Source organism: Protofrankia sp. BMG5.30, from assembly GCF_001983005.1.
In the GTDB taxonomy this organism is placed as follows: Bacteria; Actinomycetota; Actinomycetes; order Frankiales; family Frankiaceae; genus Protofrankia; species Protofrankia coriariae.
Genome location: NZ_MOME01000004.1, coordinates 61,992 through 80,263 on the forward strand (window position 1 = coordinate 61,992; position 18,272 = coordinate 80,263).

An 18,272-nucleotide genomic window follows, 5' to 3' on the forward strand; every position below is an offset into this window, starting at 1 on the left:
TCTCCTTCACGCGCACCGGTCGCGGCGCGGGTTCGCGGCGCGGTCTCACCCCATCCACCGTCCAAACAATCGCTCCGATAGTAGCGATTCAATCACTCAAAGTAATGAACGCTGGTCGGATGCCATCACCGTGCCGGCTGACCGACCGAATACAGCGGGATACGGCGGGATAGGATGTCAACGGCACCGGCGGCGCGGCGCGCGGCGCCATGTCCGTTTGCCGACCGTGTCCGTTTACCGGGCATGCTCGTTTGCCAACATGTTCGTTTGCCAGCATGTCCGTTTGTCTTCGGGACGAGTTGTCGGCGTCGGGATACCCGGCCCGCCGACGGAAACCTGTATCCGTTGTCGACCGGACACATAACGACACCAGTCATGTCGTTCTCCCGTCAAAACGGCACCGCCAGGTAGTTCGCGTCCCCCCGCTGAGCGGACGGCGGCGTTGCTGGCAGGACGGCGGACAACCACACCGGAGGTAAATCGGCGATGCCAGGCAGAACACGGTCCCAGCGCGTGGCCGGACGTGACCGAATGTGGATCGGCGCCCATTCCGTCTTCGTCACCGGGCCACTGGACCTACCCGACGTCGACACGGTCCGCGCGACCCTGCGGGAACTCGCCTGGATCGCTCCCGACCACCGGCTGTTCCGCCGGCCCGATCCTGGCTACCACCGGTGGCGCCCGGTGACGGGCCACGAACTCGACAGCCACTGTGAGCGGATGGTCACGGCACTCGATGACAGCGTCGACGACGGCGGGCCGGAACGGTTACTGATACGGCAGTACGACGCACACGTCGACGACATCCCCTTTCGGATCGCGGTCGGCCGTGACTCGCTGGCGATGTCGTTGTCCCATCCGCTCGGGGACGCCCGGCTCGGCCTCGACACCGGCGCCGAGCTGCTGTTGGCTGCCGCGGAAGGCCGTCCGCCACTGAGCCTGCACCGGCCGTCCACCCGGCTTCCCCTGGCCCGCGCCCTGGGCGAGTACTACGGCCGGAAACCCGGGCGGGTACTCGCGACGCTGCGGACCCCGCGCCCGGCCGCGCCCGGCCCGGACGCCRGGACACAGCACCGGCCATGGCAACCGAACTTCACCGTGGTTTCCGGGGTCCTCGCCAGGAGCACGCTCACTGACCTGCGTAAGTGGAAAGTCCGCAACGCGTCCGGGGTCACCCGGACGATGGTGGTTTTCGCCGCGGTCCGGGCAGCGGTGGAAGCGGCGGGCATGCGGCCGGCGGCCGGCGGTTTCTACACCGTCGTCGACAACCGGAAATTCCTTCCGACCGGCCGCCGGCTCGACGGCAACTTCACGATCGGAATCTACGTCGAGCCGACGGACGCCCATGATCCGGTGGCCGTGTCGGCCGCGCTGGAGTCCGCGACCGCGAACGGGCGTACGCTGGCCACGATGAGCCTGTTGACCGGCTTCGCCCAGGTCGGCCGCATCGCGGCTCTGAGCGATCGGGCGCCCTTCCCGGCACGTCCGTCCCTGGTCCTGAATCATCTCGGAYGGCTGCGCGGATTCGAGAAACTACCGTGGCGGGGCGACACCTCGGATACCTACTACCTGTCGGCGACAACCCAGCGCCAGCCGGACTATGTCACCTTCCAGTTCGCCGAGCTGCACGGACACGTGTACGTCACGGTGGCTTTCCACGCGAGCATCTTCGACCAGGATGTCGTACGTCGTGCCGTGGACCTGCTCTGCGCGGATCCGGTCGCGCTGCTCGACAGCGCCCGGTGAAACRCCCGGCACCCGGCTCACGGCCGTAGGCCACTCGGGGACGTACGGACGCGCATGAATGTCCGTGAAAAATTTCGGGCGTGCCCCGCGGATTCATCCGCGGGGCACGCCCGGAACAACCGACAGCCAACAACCGGCCGGATACGGCCTGGCTACTGGCCTGCTGGCCTGCTTACTGGACTACCGACTGACTGCTTACTGGCTACCGCTGGCCGCCCGCTCCCGGGCACGGATTTCCCGGCGGAGCTCGGGCGGCAGGGCAAACAGCAGATGCTCCTCCGCCGACGTCACCTGCTGGACGTCGTCAAAACCACGTTCGGCAAGCCACGCGACAACCTCCGTGACCAGTTCCTCGGGAACGGATGCCCCGCTGGTCACGCCGATCGTCTCGACCCCTTCGAGCCAGGCGGGGTCGACCTGCTCGGCGTTGTCCACCAGATAGGCGGTGGGCACTCCGTGGTCGAGAGCGACCTCCACCAGACGTACCGAGTTCGACGAGTTCGGCGACCCGACGACCAGGATGAGCTCGACCTGGCTGGCGATCTCCTTGACCGCCACCTGCCGGTTCTGGGTGGCGTAGCAGATGTCGGCGCTCGGCGGCCCCTGCAGCAGCGGGAACCGCTCGCGCAGCGCCCGCACGGTGACCTCGGTCTCGTCGACCGACAGGGTGGTCTGGGACAGATAGGCGACTTTGGACTCGTCCCGAACCCGGACAGCCTCCGCGTCCTCCGCGCCGTCGACGAGGTGGATGCGGTCGGGCGCCTGGCCCGTGGTACCGATAACCTCCTCGTGGCCCTCGTGGCCGATGAGGAGGATGTCGAAGTCCTCCTTGGCGAACCGGCGCGCCTCACCGTGGACCTTGGTCACCAGCGGGCACGTGGCATCGATCGTTCGCAGCTCCCGGGACCTCGCCTCCTCGTGGACGGTCGGTGCGACGCCGTGGGCGGAGAACACCACGGTCGCCCCGGTAGGAACCTCGTAGGTCTCTTCCACGAAGATCGCGCCTTTTGCCTCCAGCGTCTTGACGACGTGGGCATTGTGCACGATCTGCTTACGGACGTAGACGGGAGCGCCGTACAGCTCCAGTGCCTTCTCGACCGTCTGTACCGCTCGGTCGACACCAGCGCAGTACCCGCGCGGATTGGCCAGCAGGATCCGCCCCATGTCCCGGAGTCTACGCGGCCCGGCAGCGCCCGGAAGGCCAAACGACAACCGTCACATACCGATGTCCGGGCGGACAGCTCTCGTGYTTTGTGCATCGGTCCGAAGGCCCGCACGGCCGCGCTGGTTACGGTTATCCGATGGCGCTCACCTCCACCCCGGAGCAGCCGTTGCCCGTCCGGACGGTCGCCCGGGCAATCGGCGACTGGATCAACCGGCTCGGCCGGGTCTGGGTGGAGGGCCAGCTCACCGAGATCGTGCGACGGCCGGGCCTGGCCACCGTGTTTCTCACCCTGCGTGATCCGGTAGCCGACGTGTCGCTGCGGCTGACCTGCCCGCGGGCGGTCTGCGACGCGGTGGGGGCCGCGCTCACCGACGGCGCCCGGGTGGTGGTCCAGGGCAAACCGTCGTTCCATCCCGCGCGGGGGACGCTCGCGCTCGCCGTCACCGAGATCCGCCCGATCGGTACCGGGGTCCTGCTCGCCCGACTCGAACAGCTGCGCGGCATGCTCGCGGCCGAGGGGCTGTTCGCGGCGTCCCGCAAGCGCCGGCCGCCCTTCCTGCCCCGGGCCGTCGGGCTGATCACCGGACGGGCCAGCGCCGCCGAACGGGATGTGGTCATGAACGCCCGCCGCCGCTGGCCCGCGGTGCGGATCGTCTCGCGTGAGGTCGCGGTGCAGGGGCCGCTGGCTGTCGGGCAGATCATCGACGCGCTGCGCGAGCTCGACGGCGTCCCCGAGGTGGACGTCATCGTGATCGCCCGCGGCGGCGGGTCGCTGGAGGATCTGCTGCCGTTCTCCGACGAGGCGCTGGTGCGGGCCGTGGCCGCGGCCACCACCCCGGTGGTCTCCGCGATCGGCCACGAGCAGGACGCGCCCCTGCTCGATTTCGTCGCGGACGTGCGGGCGTCCACTCCGACGGACGCGGCCAAGCGGGTCGTACCGGACGTGGCCGAACAGCTCGCGTTGGTGACGACGCTGCGTGGCCGAGCCCGGCGGTCCGTCGAGCAGCGCCTGGACCGGGAGGAACGGTGGCTGGCCGACCTGCGCGGCCGCCCGGCGCTGGCCGCGCCCGGGCATGAGCTCGACCGTCACGACGAGTACGTGCAGGCGCTGCGCTCCCGTGGCCGGCGCTGCGTGCTCCACCAACTCGAACGGGCCGACCAGGAGTTGGCCCATGCGTTGGCCCAGTTGCACGCGCTGTCACCAGCGGCCACCCTGGACCGGGGATACGCGCTGGTACGCAGAGTCGCCGACGGCTCCATCGTGCGTGATCCCGCCCAGGCCACCCCTGGCGACGCGCTGACCGTACGGGTCGCCGGCGGCTCCTTCCCCGCGACGGTTGACTCCCCGACAGCTGACGCGGGGACAGCTGGCGCACGGACACAGACCGGCACCACGACCTGACCTAAGAAGCCGTCCCGGCCCGGAAAGCCAGCATGATCCGGGACGCCGGCACGGGCCGGGAATCACGCGGGCCCGGGCCCGGGCCCCGAAAAGATGATCGAACCGCTTTCGGTCGACCAGGGCGGCGGGAATCAACGTCAGGCGGCGCCACCGCCGCGCATCCACCGGAGACATCGGGCCAGGCATCAGGCAAGACCTCAGGCAAGATCTCAGGCAAGACCTCAGGAAAACTCGGTAAACCAACCGGGGACGACGCAATACATCCGGCCAGCTTCGGACAGTAGTCATTGGATTATTCCTGGGATCATGACACGATCCTTCACCTCCGTGGTGCTATGATTTCCAGCGGAAGATTCCAAACGTCCGTCAGCGAGTCAGAGACAGTACGATCATGCTTTTTCTGTGCTGCCGACGGCCCGCATCCCCAGGTCCCTGGGAGGAAAACATTGGCGCGACCAGTGCCGGCGCGCTCGTGTTCAGCCGGCGAAACAGTTTCCCACTGGCCCCTCCAGAGCTCTTCGATACCACGCTCTCGGCGCGATCACTATCGCACCGGTGAATCAACGGAACAGCGCGGCGGAAGCAATCCCCGCTCATCGCGGCCCGGGACGGCCGGCCAGGAGAACAAAACCATCGCCTGGGGCCGGGCATGACCGATGGTTTTCCCGTCCTGCCCGTGCTGATGTTCCACAGCATCGGCGACGGTGCCAGCGCGGCATTTCGTCGATGGCAGGTCCCGCCGGCGTTGTTCGCCGAACAGCTGGCCTGTCTCAGTGCGGCCGGCTACCAGCTGCTGGGCCTTTCCGAAGCACTTTCCCGACCGGCCGGGAAACACGTCGCGATCACCTTCGACGACGCTTTCGCGGATTTCTCCGCCCATGCCGTCCCGGTGCTGCGGCAGGCGAACGCCGGGGTGACCCTCTACGCTCCCACCGCCTACGTGGGCGGCCGGGCGACGTGGCTGTCGGCGTACCCGGAGGGCGCTTCCCCCCTGCTCACCTGGTCCGACCTGCGGGACCTGCACGCCGCCGGCTACGAGATCGGCTCGCACGGCCATCGGCACACCGACCTCGACCTGCTGGCCGGCCCCGAGCTGCGCCACGACGTCGAGACCAGCCGTCGCCTGCTCGAGGACGAGCTCAGCTCTCCGGTCCAGAGTTTCTGCTATCCGTTCGGATATCACACACGCGCTGTCCGCGAGGCCGTGGCGGAGACCGGTTTCGCCTCTGCCTGCGAGGTGGGATACCGCATTCACCGCCGTGACGCGTCCCCGTTCTCGATCAGCCGGCTGATAGTCACCGGCTCGACGAGCCCGGAACAGACCCTCGCCCTGGTCCGCAGCGGCCAGCCCGGAGTTGTTCCGTATCTGCGCCGTGGTACCAGGGCCCCGTGGCGCGTTTTTCGGGCCGCCCGGCGTGGCCTGCGCACGCGGCAGGAACCAGCCGCCCAGGAACAACCATGACCGGGTCACCTCGGCCCCGCCCCACCGGCCARCCAACCAACTGGCCGGAAGACGGCGCGAGCCCGGTCCCGTTCATACCGCCCCAAGGCCCCGAACGTCCGTGGAGAAAACCGTGACCAGTGTCGGTATCGGTGTCGTGAACAGTGTCAGTGTCGTGGTGTGTAGCCATCTCGTGGCACGATGGCCGCAACTTACAAGAGCTCTCGACTCGCTCTGGAACCAGAAGCTGCGCCCGGACCAGGTTGTCGTGGTCGTGGACGGCGACGACGAGCTGCTCGCCCGCCTGCGTGAGCGAGCCGGCCCCGAACTCGTCCTCAGCACCGGGGGGCGTACCGGGCTGTCCAACGCACGTAATGTCGGTATCGCCGCGGTCAACAGCGAATTCGTGGCATTCCTGGACGATGACGCGGTCGCCGATCCGTCCTGGTTGTCATCCCTTGTACAGGTCGCGGACGCCGACCCCGACATCCTGGGAGTCGGCGGCTGGGTGACCCCCGACTGGGGCGGTGAGAAACCCGGTTGGTTCCCACCCGAGCTGCTCTGGACGGTCGGTTGCAGCCATCACGGATTACCCACCCAGCAGACGACCGTGCGTAATGTCTTCGGTGGCTGCGCCCTGTTCCGGCGAAGCGTGTTCACCACCACCGGGGGTTTCGACACCCGCCTGGGCCGGCAGACCAAAGGAGCATCGGGCTGCGAGGAAACAGAGCTGTGCATCCGCGCCGCCGCCCTGATCCCGGACGGCCGCTTCGTGCACGAACCGGCCGCGGTCATCCACCACCACGTGCCCGCCCAGCGGCAGCGTCCCTCGTATATCGTGCGCCGCTGTTGGGCGGAAGGCGCGTCAAAGGCCACGCTCCGGCGTTTGTGCGCGGGCTACCGCGCACCGGCACGCGGCCCGCTCGGCCCTGAACGCGACTTCGTTCTCAAGGTGCTGCCACGCGGGGTACGCAACGGTGTCGGGGCCTCTCTCCGCGGACGCCCGGCGGGCCTCGCGCGGGCCGGCATGATCGTTGTGGGAACCGGGACGACCATTCTGAGCTTTCTGCTCGCCGTGATCCGTACGGTCTTCTCGCCGGTGCGGGCGGCAGGCGGCGGCCCGGCCATCCCGGCCGCCAGTCCCGCGCCGCTGGGCACGCCGACCACCGGCACCGACACCGCCGAAGCCCCCGCTTCCGCAGATTCCCCGAACAGCACGGACTCCCCAGCCGCCACAGGCGCTTCCAGCGCGGACGCCCTGCCCCCGGCCGCGGAAGCCGCTCCGTCCAACATCCACACGCTCTCGGCCTGAGCCCGGCCTGAACGACCCGGACCGGTTGCCACCGCTCCTTGCCGGACAGCGCGAGCCACGCCGAACGGGTGGGTGGCGACACGGCCGCAACGGTCGCGCCACCTACCGGTAGCACCTGTATGCGCGGTGACGCTACCGACCGGCATCGAGTGCGCGGTGCTGGCGGACGGGGCATTCGCCTCGGGCCTCTGTGCTGACCCGCGTGGGCTTCCGGGACGTAGGCGAGCGGCGACGGCTCCGGCTGCGGCTGCGGCTGCGGCGACAGAGCTGGATGCGCTGGCGGACGCCCTCGCTCGGCTGCACGGGCATTTCGAGGTGGACGGCCATCGGCTCACCGGTGACCAGGCCGGTGTCCGCGGGGAAGGAAGCATCATCCAGTCCCTGTTGAAGGGGCTGGACCTCGCGGGTGCGAATTTCGGGCCGTTGAGCTGCGCTGACCTCCGGTTCGAGGAGGTGGACCTCTCCAACTCCGCATGGAGCAAAATCTCCATGCGGAGGGTCGGGTTCTCCGGATACCGGCTGGTCAGCTGGTCGGTGCGGTTCGAGCGCGTCGAGGACGTCGCGTTTACGAACTGCCGACCTGACTACTGCTCGTGGACAGCGCAAAGGTCCTCGGGCGTGATTTTTTTGCGGGCTGCACCTTTCCGGGAAGCCGAGTTCGACAGAAGGCTGGACAGGTTCGTCTTCCGCGACTGCAGACTGGACGGCGCACGTTTCGATGCGACATCGGCCGGTCAGTGCGATCTCCGGGAAGCGGATATCGCGGGTGTCAACGGCCTGCTCACACTGCGCGGTGCGCGGATCTCTCTGCATCAGGCCGGTGAGGCCGGGATCATCCTGGCCGACGAGGTAGGGATCTCGGTCGAGTAGGTCGACCTCTTCCGCAGGGCGGATCCCGCCTCGGGCTGCGACATCGTGATGCCCTGGGCACGGAACGCATAGTCGGCGAGGCGGTCCCGACCGGATCCGCTGGCCGTCACGATCGCCGAAGCGCCCCGCGGAAGCAGGCGCCACGCCCGAGCCGACCAGCTCCCGTCGTCCCCGCCCGCGCCTCCCGCCCAGCACACCGTTTCCGCAATTCAGGGACAATTTCGGGAATGATAAACGATGATACGGACGATAACGTCTGTTCTATCCGCGTTCACGGAGTTCTAGCGCAAAGYCGCGCCGCGCATCCGCACGCGACARCCGCCCGCCGTGCACCGTCCGCACGACGGCGATCACCAAACGTTTCAACGGCCATCTCATCGTCGGGGGCAGGCGTGAGCTCACATTCAAGATTTTCATCAGTTCGTGTTTGACCACATGCGGAAAGCCATGAGCACAACGAATCGTGTTCGGCTATTCACAGCAACGCCGGACGCGTGGCCGGCCGCACCCCTGTCCGGCAGGCCACGCCCAGCGCCGGCACAGCCCGTACGCACAGGCGGAGTGCGCGCGCCACGACACGCGCGGCCATGACCCTGGGGCTGGCGTCACTGCTGGCCGCGGTGGCCGTCGGATGCGGCGGCTCCTCGTCCGACAACACGCCGACCACGCAGGTGGTGACCAGCGTGTCGGGCGAGCAGGCAACCATCCCACTGAAGATCGACCGGATCGCCGAGCAGTTTCCCGCACACACGGTCACCGACATCATGCTCGGCGTGGGTGACAAGCTCGTGGCGATCCCGCAGAACGTCAAAACGCTCCCGTTCCTGCACAAGGTCTTYCCCCAGGTGGACTCGCTCCCCGAACTCTTCCGCAACGGGGGCGCGGTGAACATGGAGGAACTGCTCAAGCTCAGACCCGACGTGGTGTCCACGATCAGCGGCGGCACCACGCTGGAACCCTTCCAGAAAGCCGGCATACCGGCCGTCAACATGAGCTTCGACGCCTTCCCCCAACTGGCTCCCTCGATCGAGCTCGCAGGCAAGGTCTACGGCGGCGTCGCGGCCACCCGCGCGCGGGAATACACCACCTACGTCAACGACAAACTGTCGATGGTCCAGTCACGGCTGGCGAACCTGCCCGAGGCGGACAAKCCCAGCGTCGTCCACATCGCCAGCTACCCACCGGTCGTCATCGACGGTGGGACATCCCTGATCGACGGATGGATAAAGATCGCCGGCGGTACCGACTCCGCCAGCGGCGTCAAGGGAACCCACGTCACGGTGTCCATCGAACAGCTCCTGCAGTGGAACCCCGACGTCCTCATCGTCGAGACACCCGGTGGTGATCAGGGGCTGGCCGCCGCCTCCGCGCAGTCCGTGGTGGACAACCTGGCGAAGGCTCCCGGCTGGTCCGATCTGAAGGCCGTCCAAACCAACCGGGTCTACCTCAACCCGCAGGGGCTCTACCCGTGGGACCGCTTCGGCCCCGAGGAGGCGCTGCAGATCCAGTGGGCGGCGAAGACCCTGCACCCGGACCTGTTCAAGGATGTCGACATCCGCGCCGAGTCCCGCGCTTTCTACCAGAAGTTCTTCGACTACACCGTGACCGACGCCGACCTCGACCAGATCCTCCAGGTCGGAACCAAGTGAGGAGCGCTCCCCCGGAGCCGGACCAGCGTGGTGAGTCTCCCCCGCTCCGGGAACCCGGCCCGGCCGCCGCCGCCCGTACGAGCCCGCGGCCGGGCCGGCTGCGAGGCCGGCTCCCAGCGCGGCTCCGAGGCTGGCGCCTGACCCGCCCGGACGGTCACCTGCGGATCGTTCTGCTCGTCGTCGGCCTGCTCGGGCTCGTCGCGATCTCGTTCGGGCTCGGCCGGTACACGCTGAGCCCGGTGACCGTCGTCCGCATCCTGGCCCATGAGATCGCCGGCGCCGGCCGGGGCGCCTCGGGGCAGGAGCGGGCCGTGGTCATGGACATCCGCCTCCCGCGAATCCTGGCCGCGCTGCTGGTCGGGGCGGCGCTGGCCGCCTCGGGCGCGGCCTACCAGACCATGTTCCGCGTTCTCGACGAGCCCACCGCCGCCCTCGACTACGGCAACGAGGTGCGTACCCTGCACGTCGTCGCGGAACTGGCCCGCGCCGGCCACTGTGTGATCATGACAACGCACCAGCCGTCGCACGCGCTGACCTACTCCAGCCGGGCGGTGCTCATGCGGGACGGCCGGGTCATCGCCGACGGCCATCCCGACGACGTGGTGACCGGCGAACGCCTCAGCGACCTCTACGGGGTGTCCGTCCATGTCACCGGGGTGACGCTGCCCGCCGGGCACGGCCGCCGGGAGGTGCGCACCTGCGTCCCCATCCCCGCCGCGCCGGCCGGACCGGAACCCGCCGGCTGAGAACGTCGCCACAGACACAGGCCGGTCTGGGACACAGACGGAAAAGAGACCAGCGGCACGGTCAGGAAGCGGCCTGGAGACGGTCGGCGGCCGCGGCGATCTCGGCGCGGAGGGCGTCCTTGAGCGGGGCGGGGGCGAACGAGTGCTCCACCGCGGCCGCGGCCAGGCCGACCACCTGGTCGCGGCGCAGCCCCAGGCTGCGCAACGCGTGCAGGTACTCGTCACGCAACGTGGTACCGAACATGGGTGGATCATCACTGTTGAGGCTGACCGGCAGCGCCAGCTCGATCAGCGTGGGCAACGGGTGGTCCGGATAGTCCGCGACGACCCCGGTGCGCAGGTTCGACGTCGGGCACACCTCCAACGGGATGTGATGCGCCCGCAGATGCTCGACGAGGGCCGGGTCGTCGAGGGCCCGGATGCCGTGGCCGATGCGCTCGGCGTGCAGATACTCGAGGGCGTCCCAGATGGTGCGCGCCCCGGTGGTCTCGCCGGCGTGGGGGACGCGGTGCAGCCCGGCGTCACGCGCGACGGTGAACGCCTCGGCGAACTGGGGGCGGGGCACACCGGCCTCCGGCCCGCCGAGACCGAGCGCGATCACGGACTCCCGGCGGTTCAGCGCGAACTCGACGGTGCCCTCGGACGCGGGGCGTAGGTTCATGTTCGGCAGGCCGGGAATATCGGTCACCCACCGCACCTGGATGCCGGTTTCCCGCTCGGCGTCCAGGCGGCCCCGCTCGATGCCGCCGAAAAGCTCGTCGGCGTCGATGCCGCGTCCGAGGTGCAGGAACGGCGTAAAGGTGATCTCGGCGTACCGGACTCCCTGGCCGGCGAGCCCCAGAGCGGTCTCCCTGGCGAGGACGGCGAAGTCGTCGGCGTCCCGCAGCACCCGGACGGCGGCCAGATAGACCTCGATGAAGTGGTCGAAGTCGCGGAACTCGTAGAACTTCRTCAGGCCCTCGATATCGGTGGGCAGATCGTCCACCCCGTGGCGGCGCGCGAGGGCGAGCAGGGTCCGCGGGCGCATGGATCCCTCAAGATGGACGTGCAGCTCCACCTTGGGCAGCGCGTCGACGAACTCCTCGTCGCTCAGCCCGTCCGCCACCTCCTGGCGGCCGGCATCGCTCACGCTCATCAGACATCACCCGCGCGGACGTCACCAGTTCGCATGTCGGGAGACGATCGCTCCAGGCCACCCGTCCCGTCAAGCAGGGCTGACGCCACCCACCGGCGCATATCCACCGGAACTCCACTGGAACGCCTACCGGGCCAGGCGACGCCGTCCGGCACAATACCGTTCCGTACCGTTCCGTAACCGGTCCGAGCCTGCTCCGAGCCTGTCCCAGGCCTGCTCCAAGCAGGGCCGGCCGAACCATGAGGAGGCTGAAGGTGCAGGGGTCGAGCGACACGCCAGAGCAGCAGCCGTCACCGGTGGGGCAGCAGCCGCTGACGTACGAACGGGCTCGCTCGGAGCTGGAGGACGTCGTCCGCCGGCTGGAGGCCGGTGGCATCACCCTGGAGGAGTCGCTGTCGCTGTGGGAACGCGGCGAAGAACTCGCGAAGGTGTGCCAGGCGTTCCTGGAGGGAGCCCGCGCCCGCCTCGACAGCGCTGTCGACGCCGCCAGTACCGGCCCGGCGGCGGATCCGGGCGTCCGCTGACGCACGGCCCGCTACTGGCGCACGGCCCGCTGGCGCGCGGCCTACGGCGCGGCGTGCGGGCGCAGCGACGCCGCGAGCACCCCCAGGTCGGCGGCGGACGCCCCGCCCTTGCCGCCGCCGTCGGAGACGATTAGCACGACGTCACCGACCTGGCGGGTCAGCGCCAGATGGCCGGCATCGTCCCGTCTTTCCTGCCAGGACGCTCCGGCGAACTCGACAGTCCCTGTCACGGGCCGGTCCCCCAGGACGCGTTTGACCGCGTCCCGGGCGTTGCTCTCGTTGAGCTGCGCGTACGTCCTGTCATCCGGGCGGTCGACGACGTACCCGATCGTCAGCTCGACCGTTCCCGGCGCGGTGTCCGACAGCCCCGAGGTGCGGACCGAGGTGGGCTTCCAGTGGTCGGGCAGACCCGTCGGCGCCAGGACGTCGAAGGGCGCCAACCGCGCGAACGCGGCCACCGGGGCGGCCGTGTCCACCGTGCGCACCGGGTCGCCGCCGCCTCTGGGCATGAACAGCGCGACCAGCAGCACCCCGGCCATCACCACCCCGAGGGACAGCGCCATGTCTCGGATCGTTTCCTGACCGCGTCGTCGTGCCATCGTTCCATCCTGCCGTCCCGGGGATGCGGCCCGACGGGGCAGTCGGCCCGCTCGGCCCCTTTTCGTCCGTGGCGATCCCGCATCGGTCATCGCCGGACGGTGGTCTCCGCGCCGGATCCCGTGCCCGGTAGGCCGCCCGTCATGGCGCCGGATCGCGGTGGATCGCGCTGTCGGCGTCCCGGGGCACACCCACGACGACCACACACCGCATTCAGGAAACATCATCGATAAAATAATTATCGGGCGCCTGTTGAAGCACGGCCCGGACGTAAGCCAACTAACAGCGCGTCTGCCGGCCAGGTCGAATGCCTGGCGCCAACCGTCGGTAAACAATAGATGGGCGTCCGGCACGCCCCCTCCGCGTGCCGGACGCCCATGTGTGAGGTTGGACGTATGTCTGCTGGTCAAGGTTGCACCAAGTAGGACGATCGAGATGTCACACACCTGACATTGGCGTTCCGCGGACTGCCGTCCCAAAAGCGGTGCGATCGTATTTCCACGCCCTGCCGTCCTGCCAGCCGTGGGTACCGGCGGGTATCCACCCGGGTACCGCGGCTGGCACCCCGCGCGGGGACCGGCGGCCTGGGCCCGCGCGACCGCACCGGGCTGTGACCGGGTGACATCCGCCCCGCGGCCGGCGGGGCGAAGGGCCGCCGGTGACCCGCCGGCTATCGGTGGGCGGATTCACTGATGTGCAACTAGTCTCACTTCCGTGGCAGTCGAAAGCGCGAACCTTCCTGATCCTCTCGTCGTCCAGGGGCAGGCACCCGACCGCAACCTCGCCCTCGAGCTCGTCAGAGTGACCGAGGCGGGGGCACTCGCGGCCGCCCGATGGGTCGGGCGTGGTGACAAGAACGGCGCCGACCAGGCCGCCGTGGACGCCATGCGACGGCTCGTCGGCACGGTGTCGATGCGGGGCGTCGTCGTCATCGGCGAGGGCGAGAAGGACGAGGCCCCCATGCTCTTCAACGGCGAGGAGGTCGGCTCGGGTGAAGGCCCCGAGTGCGACGTCGCCGTCGACCCGGTGGACGGCACCACGCTCACCGCCAAGGGCATGAACAACGCGATCTCCGTGATGGCGGTGTCCGAGCGCGGGTCCATGTACGACGCGAGCGCGTGCTTCTAYATGGAGAAGCTCGTCACCGGCCCCGAGGCCGCCGGCGTGGTGGACATCACGGCGCCGGTCGAGGACAACGTCCGGGCCGTCGCCAAGGCCAAGGGTGTGCATCCGCGGGACGTGACCGTCGTCGTCCTGGAACGCCCGCGCCACGTCCAGCTGATCGAGCAGATCCGCGCGGCCGGCGCCCGGGTGAAGCTCATCTCCGACGGGGACGTCGCCGGCGCGGTCATGGCTGCCTCCGCCGACACCGGCGTCGACCTRCTGCTCGGCATCGGCGGCACACCCGAAGGGATCATCAGCGCGTGCGCGGTGACCTGTATTGGCGGTGTCATCCAGGGACGGCTGTGGCCGCGGRACGACGCCGAGCGCACCAAGCTCGTCGACGCCGGCCACGACCTCAGACGCGTACTGACCACCCGCGAGCTCGTGGACAGCGACAACGTCTTCTTCGTCGCCACCGGTATCACCGACGGTGAGCTGCTGGCCGGTGTCCGGTACCGGCCGGGCGGCGCCAACACGTCGTCGCTGGTGATGCGCTCCCGCAGCGGGACGATCCGGCGGGTGGACAGCCAGCATCAACTGACCAAACTGCAGGCGTATTCGACGGTGCCGTTCTGAAGGTACCGTTCCGAACCATGTCGACGACATCGGCGCCGGTGCGGACCACGGCCGTCACCCCGCGCCGGGTCGCCCCACGCTGGGCTGCCCTACACCGGGCCGCACTACACCGGGTCACCGCGGCTGTCGCCCGCCTGGACCGGCCCGGTCCCCACGGCCGGGCGTCCGAAGCCACCACGCTGCGCGCCGCAGCCAACCGTTTCGTGACCCATCCGCGTCCACCGGTGCTGTTGGGTGTGGTCGCGAGCCTGGCGGCCATGCGGCTCGCCCGCGGGCGCTTCAGCCGGACGGACGCGGTGGTCGCGGTGTCCATGGCCGCCGCGCAGCCGTTCGTCGAGTGGGGGGTGCACCGCGGGATTCTGCACGCCCGGCCGGGCAGCCGGGCCGGCGCGGTCTGCTACCGGATCGCCGGCTGGGGGCACGAGCAGCACCACCGCGACCCGACGAACATGGACACGATGTTCATCCGGCCGCAGGAGGTGCTCGACGCCGGCGCGGCCGCGCTGGCCGTCGCCCTGGTCGGTCCTCCCCCCGCCGCCACCGCGGCCCTGTGMACGGGCCTGGGGCTRCTTGCCTACGACTGGAYGCACTTCCTCATCCACACCGGCTACCGTCCGCGCGGCAGGATGTACCGCAGGATCTGGCGTAACCACCGGTTGCACCACTTCCGCAACGAACGCTACTGGCTGGGTGTGACGTCCAACATCGGCGACGTGCTGCTGGGTACCAACCCGCCGCGGGACGCGGTCCCGGTCTCGCCGACCGCGGCCTACGCCCACCTCCCCGCCCAGTGATCTTCGGTGATGCCGGTCCGCCGGGTCGCTCACGCCCTGTGGACTTACTCACGCTCGGTACCGGCCGGTTGGCCCGAGAAACGGACGCTCCACCCGCCGGTCAACTGGCCGCGGCCGCCCGCCAGCGAGTGGGATCTTCCCTGATCCGGTCATCCGCCGCGGGTGGCCGTCAGGTGGGCCCGCGCTCCGGTGGTTGACCAACCGCCAGTCGCCGGATTCCGTTCCAACGCAGTCCGGCCACCGACGGATCATTTCCGACAGCTCTGTCCGCTCTGTCCGCGCCCGCACCGCGGGCCATGGATATGTCACCGCCATGTCGTCGAGGTTCGGCCCGCGTCACGGAAACATCGGAAACATCGTGCCCGGCCGTGGCTGTAACCGCCGAAAAACCGCGGTGGGCCGTTTACCGGCAGGTCTGACACCGTACTGGCGAACAGGACGTCAGGATGACGGTGGACATTCCGCGCCCAGGGTGTCCAGGCCGATGCCGATGTCGACATGGGTGCCGACGCGGGTGTCGGCTCGGGTGTCGTCGATGGCGCTGTCGGTGCCGTCGACGACCGGATCCCCCAGGCAGGCGGGAGAGCTCCCGGCCGGGCGGGGCGACGGCCGGCCGCCACTGGTGGTGCCCAACCGTGCCGGCCCCGTGGCCAGCGGGGATGGCGGAGGCAGCCTGGCCGGCGGAGACACCGCGGCCGGCGGAGCCGTTCGGGCTCGTGGGGACCCTGCCGGACCGTCCGCGCCCGCCCGCAGCCCGGCGAGGGCCATTCGCCGGGCGAGCGGCGCCGAACCGTCGGAAGGGCCGGCCGACGAGGTGGCCGGCGTGTGCCCCACCGGTGGCCGGCCCGGGCTGGCCGCGCCCGACACCCGCGGAAAAGCGCTCGGGGAACCGTCCGGTACCGGCAGCGCGGCGGATCCGCAGGAACTGACGGCGCACACGGTGGCCAGAGCCACTGAACACACCAGCGGAAAACACGGACCGAAACGCACGACCGCCGCCATCTCAGATATTCGTGCGGCCGACCACAGTCGTTACCGCGTAACTATTCATTCCTCCCGTCGGTGACACTAGCACCGACACCGTCGAACGCGGCAAATGCCGGGCCGCGTCCGACGGACAGCTTCCGGACAGTTTTCGGACAATGCAACCCGTATGAATCGGTTAATAATTTCTTCGCATCCGGCCGGCGGCGACGGCGTGTTCCACGCCGAATACCGGCGTCGGTCACGGTGGCGACGGCCGCGGTCAGGTCACCGGGAACCCGGAAGCCCCCGCCGGAGGGTACGTACCGCCCACCACCGGACGCCCGTCGCACGTTGCGCCTAACCTCCTGGACGGTAGATAGATAGATGTCGAGCAGGTGACGACCGGCGGGAGCGGGAGCATATGAGCGAGCAGGACTACCGCATCGAGCACGACTCCATGGGTGAGGTGCGCGTGCCGGCCACGGCCAGGTGGCGGGCACAGACCCAGCGTGCGGTCGAGAACTTCCCCGTGTCGGGCCAGCGGATCTCCCGGGCCCACATCGCAGCCCTGGCACGGATCAAGGCCGCGGCGGCAACCGTCAACGCCAAGCTCGGCGTCCTCGACGCGGAGATCGCCACCGCGATCTCCGAAGCCGCCCAGGAGGTCGCCGAGGGCGCCTGGGACGACCACTTCCCGATCGACGTGTTCCAGACCGGCAGCGGGACGTCGTCCAACATGAACACCAACGAGGTGCTGGCCACCCTTGCCACCGAGCGGCTGGGCCGGCCGGTGCACCCGAACGACCACGTCAACGCGTCCCAGTCGTCCAACGACGTGTTCCCGTCGTCGATCCACGTCGCGGCGACGCAGGCGATCGTCCGGGACCTGATCCCCGCCCTCGAGCACCTGGCCGCCGCCCTCGGGCGCAAGAGCGTCGAGTTCCGGGAGGTCGTGAAGTCGGGGCGCACCCACCTGATGGACGCCACGCCGGTGACCCTCGGCCAGGAGTTCGGCGGCTACGCGGCGGCGGTCAGCTACGGGGTGGAGCGGCTGCGGGCGGCCCTGCCCCGCATCGGTGAGCTCCCGCTGGGCGGGACCGCCGTCGGCACCGGTATCAACACCCCGCCCGGCTTCGCCGCCGCCGTCATCGAGCAGTTGGTGGCGGCCACCGGCCTGCCGCTGTCCGAGGCCCGCGACCACTTCGAGGCGCAGGCGTCCCGGGACGGCCTGGTCGAGGCCTCCGGGGTGCTGCGGGTGATCGCGCTGTCGCTGTACAAGATTTCCAACGACCTGCGCTGGGCGTCGTCGGGTCCGCGCGCCGGGCTCGGCGAGATCCACCTGCCCGACCTGCAGCCAGGGTCGTCGATCATGCCGGGCAAGGTCAACCCGGTGATCCCCGAGGCCGTCTGCCAGGTCGTCGCGCAGGTGGTCGGCAACGACGCGGCCGTGGCCTTCGGCGGCTCCGCGGGCAACTTCGAGCTGAACGTGATGCTGCCGGTGATCGCCCGCAACCTGCTGGAGTCGATCCACATCCTGTCCACCATCAGCCGGCTGTTCGCCGACCGCTGCGTGGACGGCATCGTCGCGGACGTCGAGCGCTGCCGGCGGTTCGCGGAGTCCTCGCCGTCCATCGTGACGCCGCTGAACCGCTACATCGGCTACGAGGAGGCAGCCAAGGTCGCCAAGCAGTCCCTGGCCGAGGAGAAGACGATCCGCGAGGTCGTCCTCGAGCGCGGCTACGTGGCTGCGGGCAGGCTCACCGAGGAGCAGCTGGACGCCGCGCTGGACGTCCTGTCGATGACCCACCCATAGACCGTGYCCGGCCCGGCCGGCAGTGTGATCATGCTCTTTCACGCTGCCGGCAGCCCGGATCCGCGGGGCACCGACGGGCCGAAGAAAGTATGATCATCTCTGCCGCGCGCCGCCGGGCCGCGATCACCGGGCAGTCCGGCGGTGTGGCCGCGGCCGTTGCCCGCCACCTGCGCCGAACAGACGGCGGGGAGCCGTGGAAGACCCCCCAGCAAGCCCCCACGACCCCCGCACCCGTGTTCAACGAGGCACCACGGTGGAGGTTACGGGGAGCTCGAAGATTTTTCCGCGGGCCGGACGGACGGGCCGTGCGGGCCGGACGGGCCAGCCGATGGGGCCACCCGGGCCGGGCCATGCGGGCCGGCCGGCCGGGCT

The 18,272-nt window shown here is 69.6% G+C and carries 15 protein-coding genes; 11 read left to right on the forward strand and 4 right to left on the reverse strand.

What is annotated here, in order from left to right; genetic code table 11:
* Positions 1-513: 513 nt before the first annotated feature.
* On the forward strand, positions 514-1,746 hold the full coding sequence (locus tag BL254_RS00995; protein ID WP_139342115.1) for a hypothetical protein: 1,233 nt from the start codon (positions 514-516) through the stop codon (positions 1,744-1,746).
* A 195-nt stretch (positions 1,747-1,941) separates the two neighbouring features.
* Here BL254_RS00995 and BL254_RS01000 read toward each other — a convergent pair whose 3' ends face one another.
* A complete protein-coding gene (locus BL254_RS01000) occupies positions 1,942-2,910 on the reverse strand; it encodes a 4-hydroxy-3-methylbut-2-enyl diphosphate reductase (protein ID WP_047221196.1) in 969 nt (322 codons plus the stop codon).
* Positions 2,911-3,047: 137 nt separating this feature from the next.
* Here BL254_RS01000 and xseA point away from each other — a divergent pair, with 137 nt between their 5' ends.
* From xseA to BL254_RS28045, 6 genes are all read left to right on the forward strand, one after another.
* Positions 3,048-4,313, forward strand: a complete 1,266-nt coding sequence (xseA, locus tag BL254_RS01005) for an exodeoxyribonuclease VII large subunit (protein ID WP_047221197.1) — start codon at positions 3,048-3,050, stop codon at positions 4,311-4,313.
* 649 nt (positions 4,314-4,962) lie between these two features.
* Positions 4,963-5,775, forward strand: a complete 813-nt coding sequence (locus BL254_RS01010; protein WP_047221198.1) for a polysaccharide deacetylase family protein — start codon at positions 4,963-4,965, stop codon at positions 5,773-5,775.
* 112 nt (positions 5,776-5,887) lie between these two features.
* On the forward strand, positions 5,888-7,066 hold the full coding sequence (locus BL254_RS01015) for a glycosyltransferase family 2 protein (protein WP_235433200.1): 1,179 nt from the start codon (positions 5,888-5,890) through the stop codon (positions 7,064-7,066).
* 126 nt (positions 7,067-7,192) lie between these two features.
* On the forward strand, positions 7,193-7,936 hold the full coding sequence (locus BL254_RS01020; RefSeq protein WP_083730745.1) for a pentapeptide repeat-containing protein: 744 nt from the start codon (positions 7,193-7,195) through the stop codon (positions 7,934-7,936).
* A gap of 587 nt (positions 7,937-8,523) precedes the next feature.
* On the forward strand, positions 8,524-9,585 hold the full coding sequence (locus BL254_RS01025; RefSeq protein ID WP_254857676.1) for an ABC transporter substrate-binding protein: 1,062 nt from the start codon (positions 8,524-8,526) through the stop codon (positions 9,583-9,585).
* Positions 9,582-10,331: an iron chelate uptake ABC transporter family permease subunit gene (locus BL254_RS28045; protein ID WP_086055172.1), complete on the forward strand. Its 750-nt coding sequence runs from the start codon at positions 9,582-9,584 to the stop codon at positions 10,329-10,331. Before BL254_RS01025 ends, BL254_RS28045 begins: the two co-directional genes overlap by 4 nt.
* A 61-nt stretch (positions 10,332-10,392) precedes the next feature.
* Here BL254_RS28045 and add read toward each other — a convergent pair whose 3' ends face one another.
* Positions 10,393-11,466 carry an adenosine deaminase gene (gene add, locus BL254_RS01040; RefSeq protein ID WP_083730746.1) on the reverse strand — a complete coding sequence of 358 codons (1,074 nt, stop codon included), beginning with the start codon at positions 11,464-11,466 and terminating at the stop codon, positions 10,393-10,395.
* Positions 11,467-11,705: 239 nt separating this feature from the next.
* On the opposite strand from add, the gene BL254_RS01045 reads away from it, so the two are divergent.
* Positions 11,706-11,990 carry an exodeoxyribonuclease VII small subunit gene (locus tag BL254_RS01045; RefSeq protein ID WP_076842260.1) on the forward strand — a complete coding sequence of 95 codons (285 nt, stop codon included), beginning with the start codon at positions 11,706-11,708 and terminating at the stop codon, positions 11,988-11,990.
* 41 nt (positions 11,991-12,031) lie between these two features.
* Here the strand turns inward: BL254_RS01045 and BL254_RS01050 are convergent, their stop codons facing one another.
* Positions 12,032-12,589 (reverse strand): DUF4245 domain-containing protein, encoded by a 558-nt coding sequence (locus BL254_RS01050; protein WP_013872297.1) that lies wholly within the window; start codon positions 12,587-12,589, stop codon positions 12,032-12,034.
* A 712-nt stretch (positions 12,590-13,301) separates the two neighbouring features.
* On the opposite strand from BL254_RS01050, the gene glpX reads away from it, so the two are divergent.
* Complete coding sequence (gene glpX, locus BL254_RS01055) at positions 13,302-14,327, forward strand: class II fructose-bisphosphatase (protein WP_076842261.1); 1,026 nt, start codon at positions 13,302-13,304, stop codon at positions 14,325-14,327.
* Between the two features lie 17 nt (positions 14,328-14,344).
* Positions 14,345-15,121, forward strand: coding sequence for a sterol desaturase family protein (locus tag BL254_RS01060; RefSeq protein ID WP_076842262.1), 777 nt, complete (start codon positions 14,345-14,347; stop codon positions 15,119-15,121).
* A 441-nt stretch (positions 15,122-15,562) separates the two neighbouring features.
* On the opposite strand, the gene BL254_RS01065 is transcribed toward BL254_RS01060, so the two are convergent.
* Positions 15,563-16,075, reverse strand: coding sequence for a hypothetical protein (locus BL254_RS01065; RefSeq protein WP_139342116.1), 513 nt, complete (start codon positions 16,073-16,075; stop codon positions 15,563-15,565).
* Positions 16,076-16,508: 433 nt separating this feature from the next.
* On the opposite strand from BL254_RS01065, the gene BL254_RS01070 reads away from it, so the two are divergent.
* Entirely contained in the window at positions 16,509-17,900 is a 1,392-nt protein-coding gene (locus BL254_RS01070) for a class II fumarate hydratase (RefSeq protein ID WP_047221202.1), read from the forward strand.
* Positions 17,901-18,272: the final 372 nt, after the last annotated feature.

Excerpts from the sequence above, each read along its gene's own strand:
- BL254_RS01000 (WP_047221196.1), bottom strand. The coding sequence starts at position 2,910 with ATGGGGCGGATCCTGCTGGCCAATCCGCGCGGGTACTGCGCTGGTGTC.
- xseA (WP_047221197.1), top strand. The coding sequence starts at position 3,048 with ATGGCGCTCACCTCCACCCCGGAGCAGCCGTTGCCCGTCCGGACGGTC.
- BL254_RS01010 (WP_047221198.1), top strand. The coding sequence starts at position 4,963 with ATGACCGATGGTTTTCCCGTCCTGCCCGTGCTGATGTTCCACAGCATC.
- BL254_RS01045 (WP_076842260.1), top strand. The coding sequence starts at position 11,706 with ATGAGGAGGCTGAAGGTGCAGGGGTCGAGCGACACGCCAGAGCAGCAG.
- BL254_RS01050 (WP_013872297.1), bottom strand. The coding sequence starts at position 12,589 with ATGGCACGACGACGCGGTCAGGAAACGATCCGAGACATGGCGCTGTCC.
- BL254_RS01070 (WP_047221202.1), top strand. The coding sequence starts at position 16,509 with ATGAGCGAGCAGGACTACCGCATCGAGCACGACTCCATGGGTGAGGTG.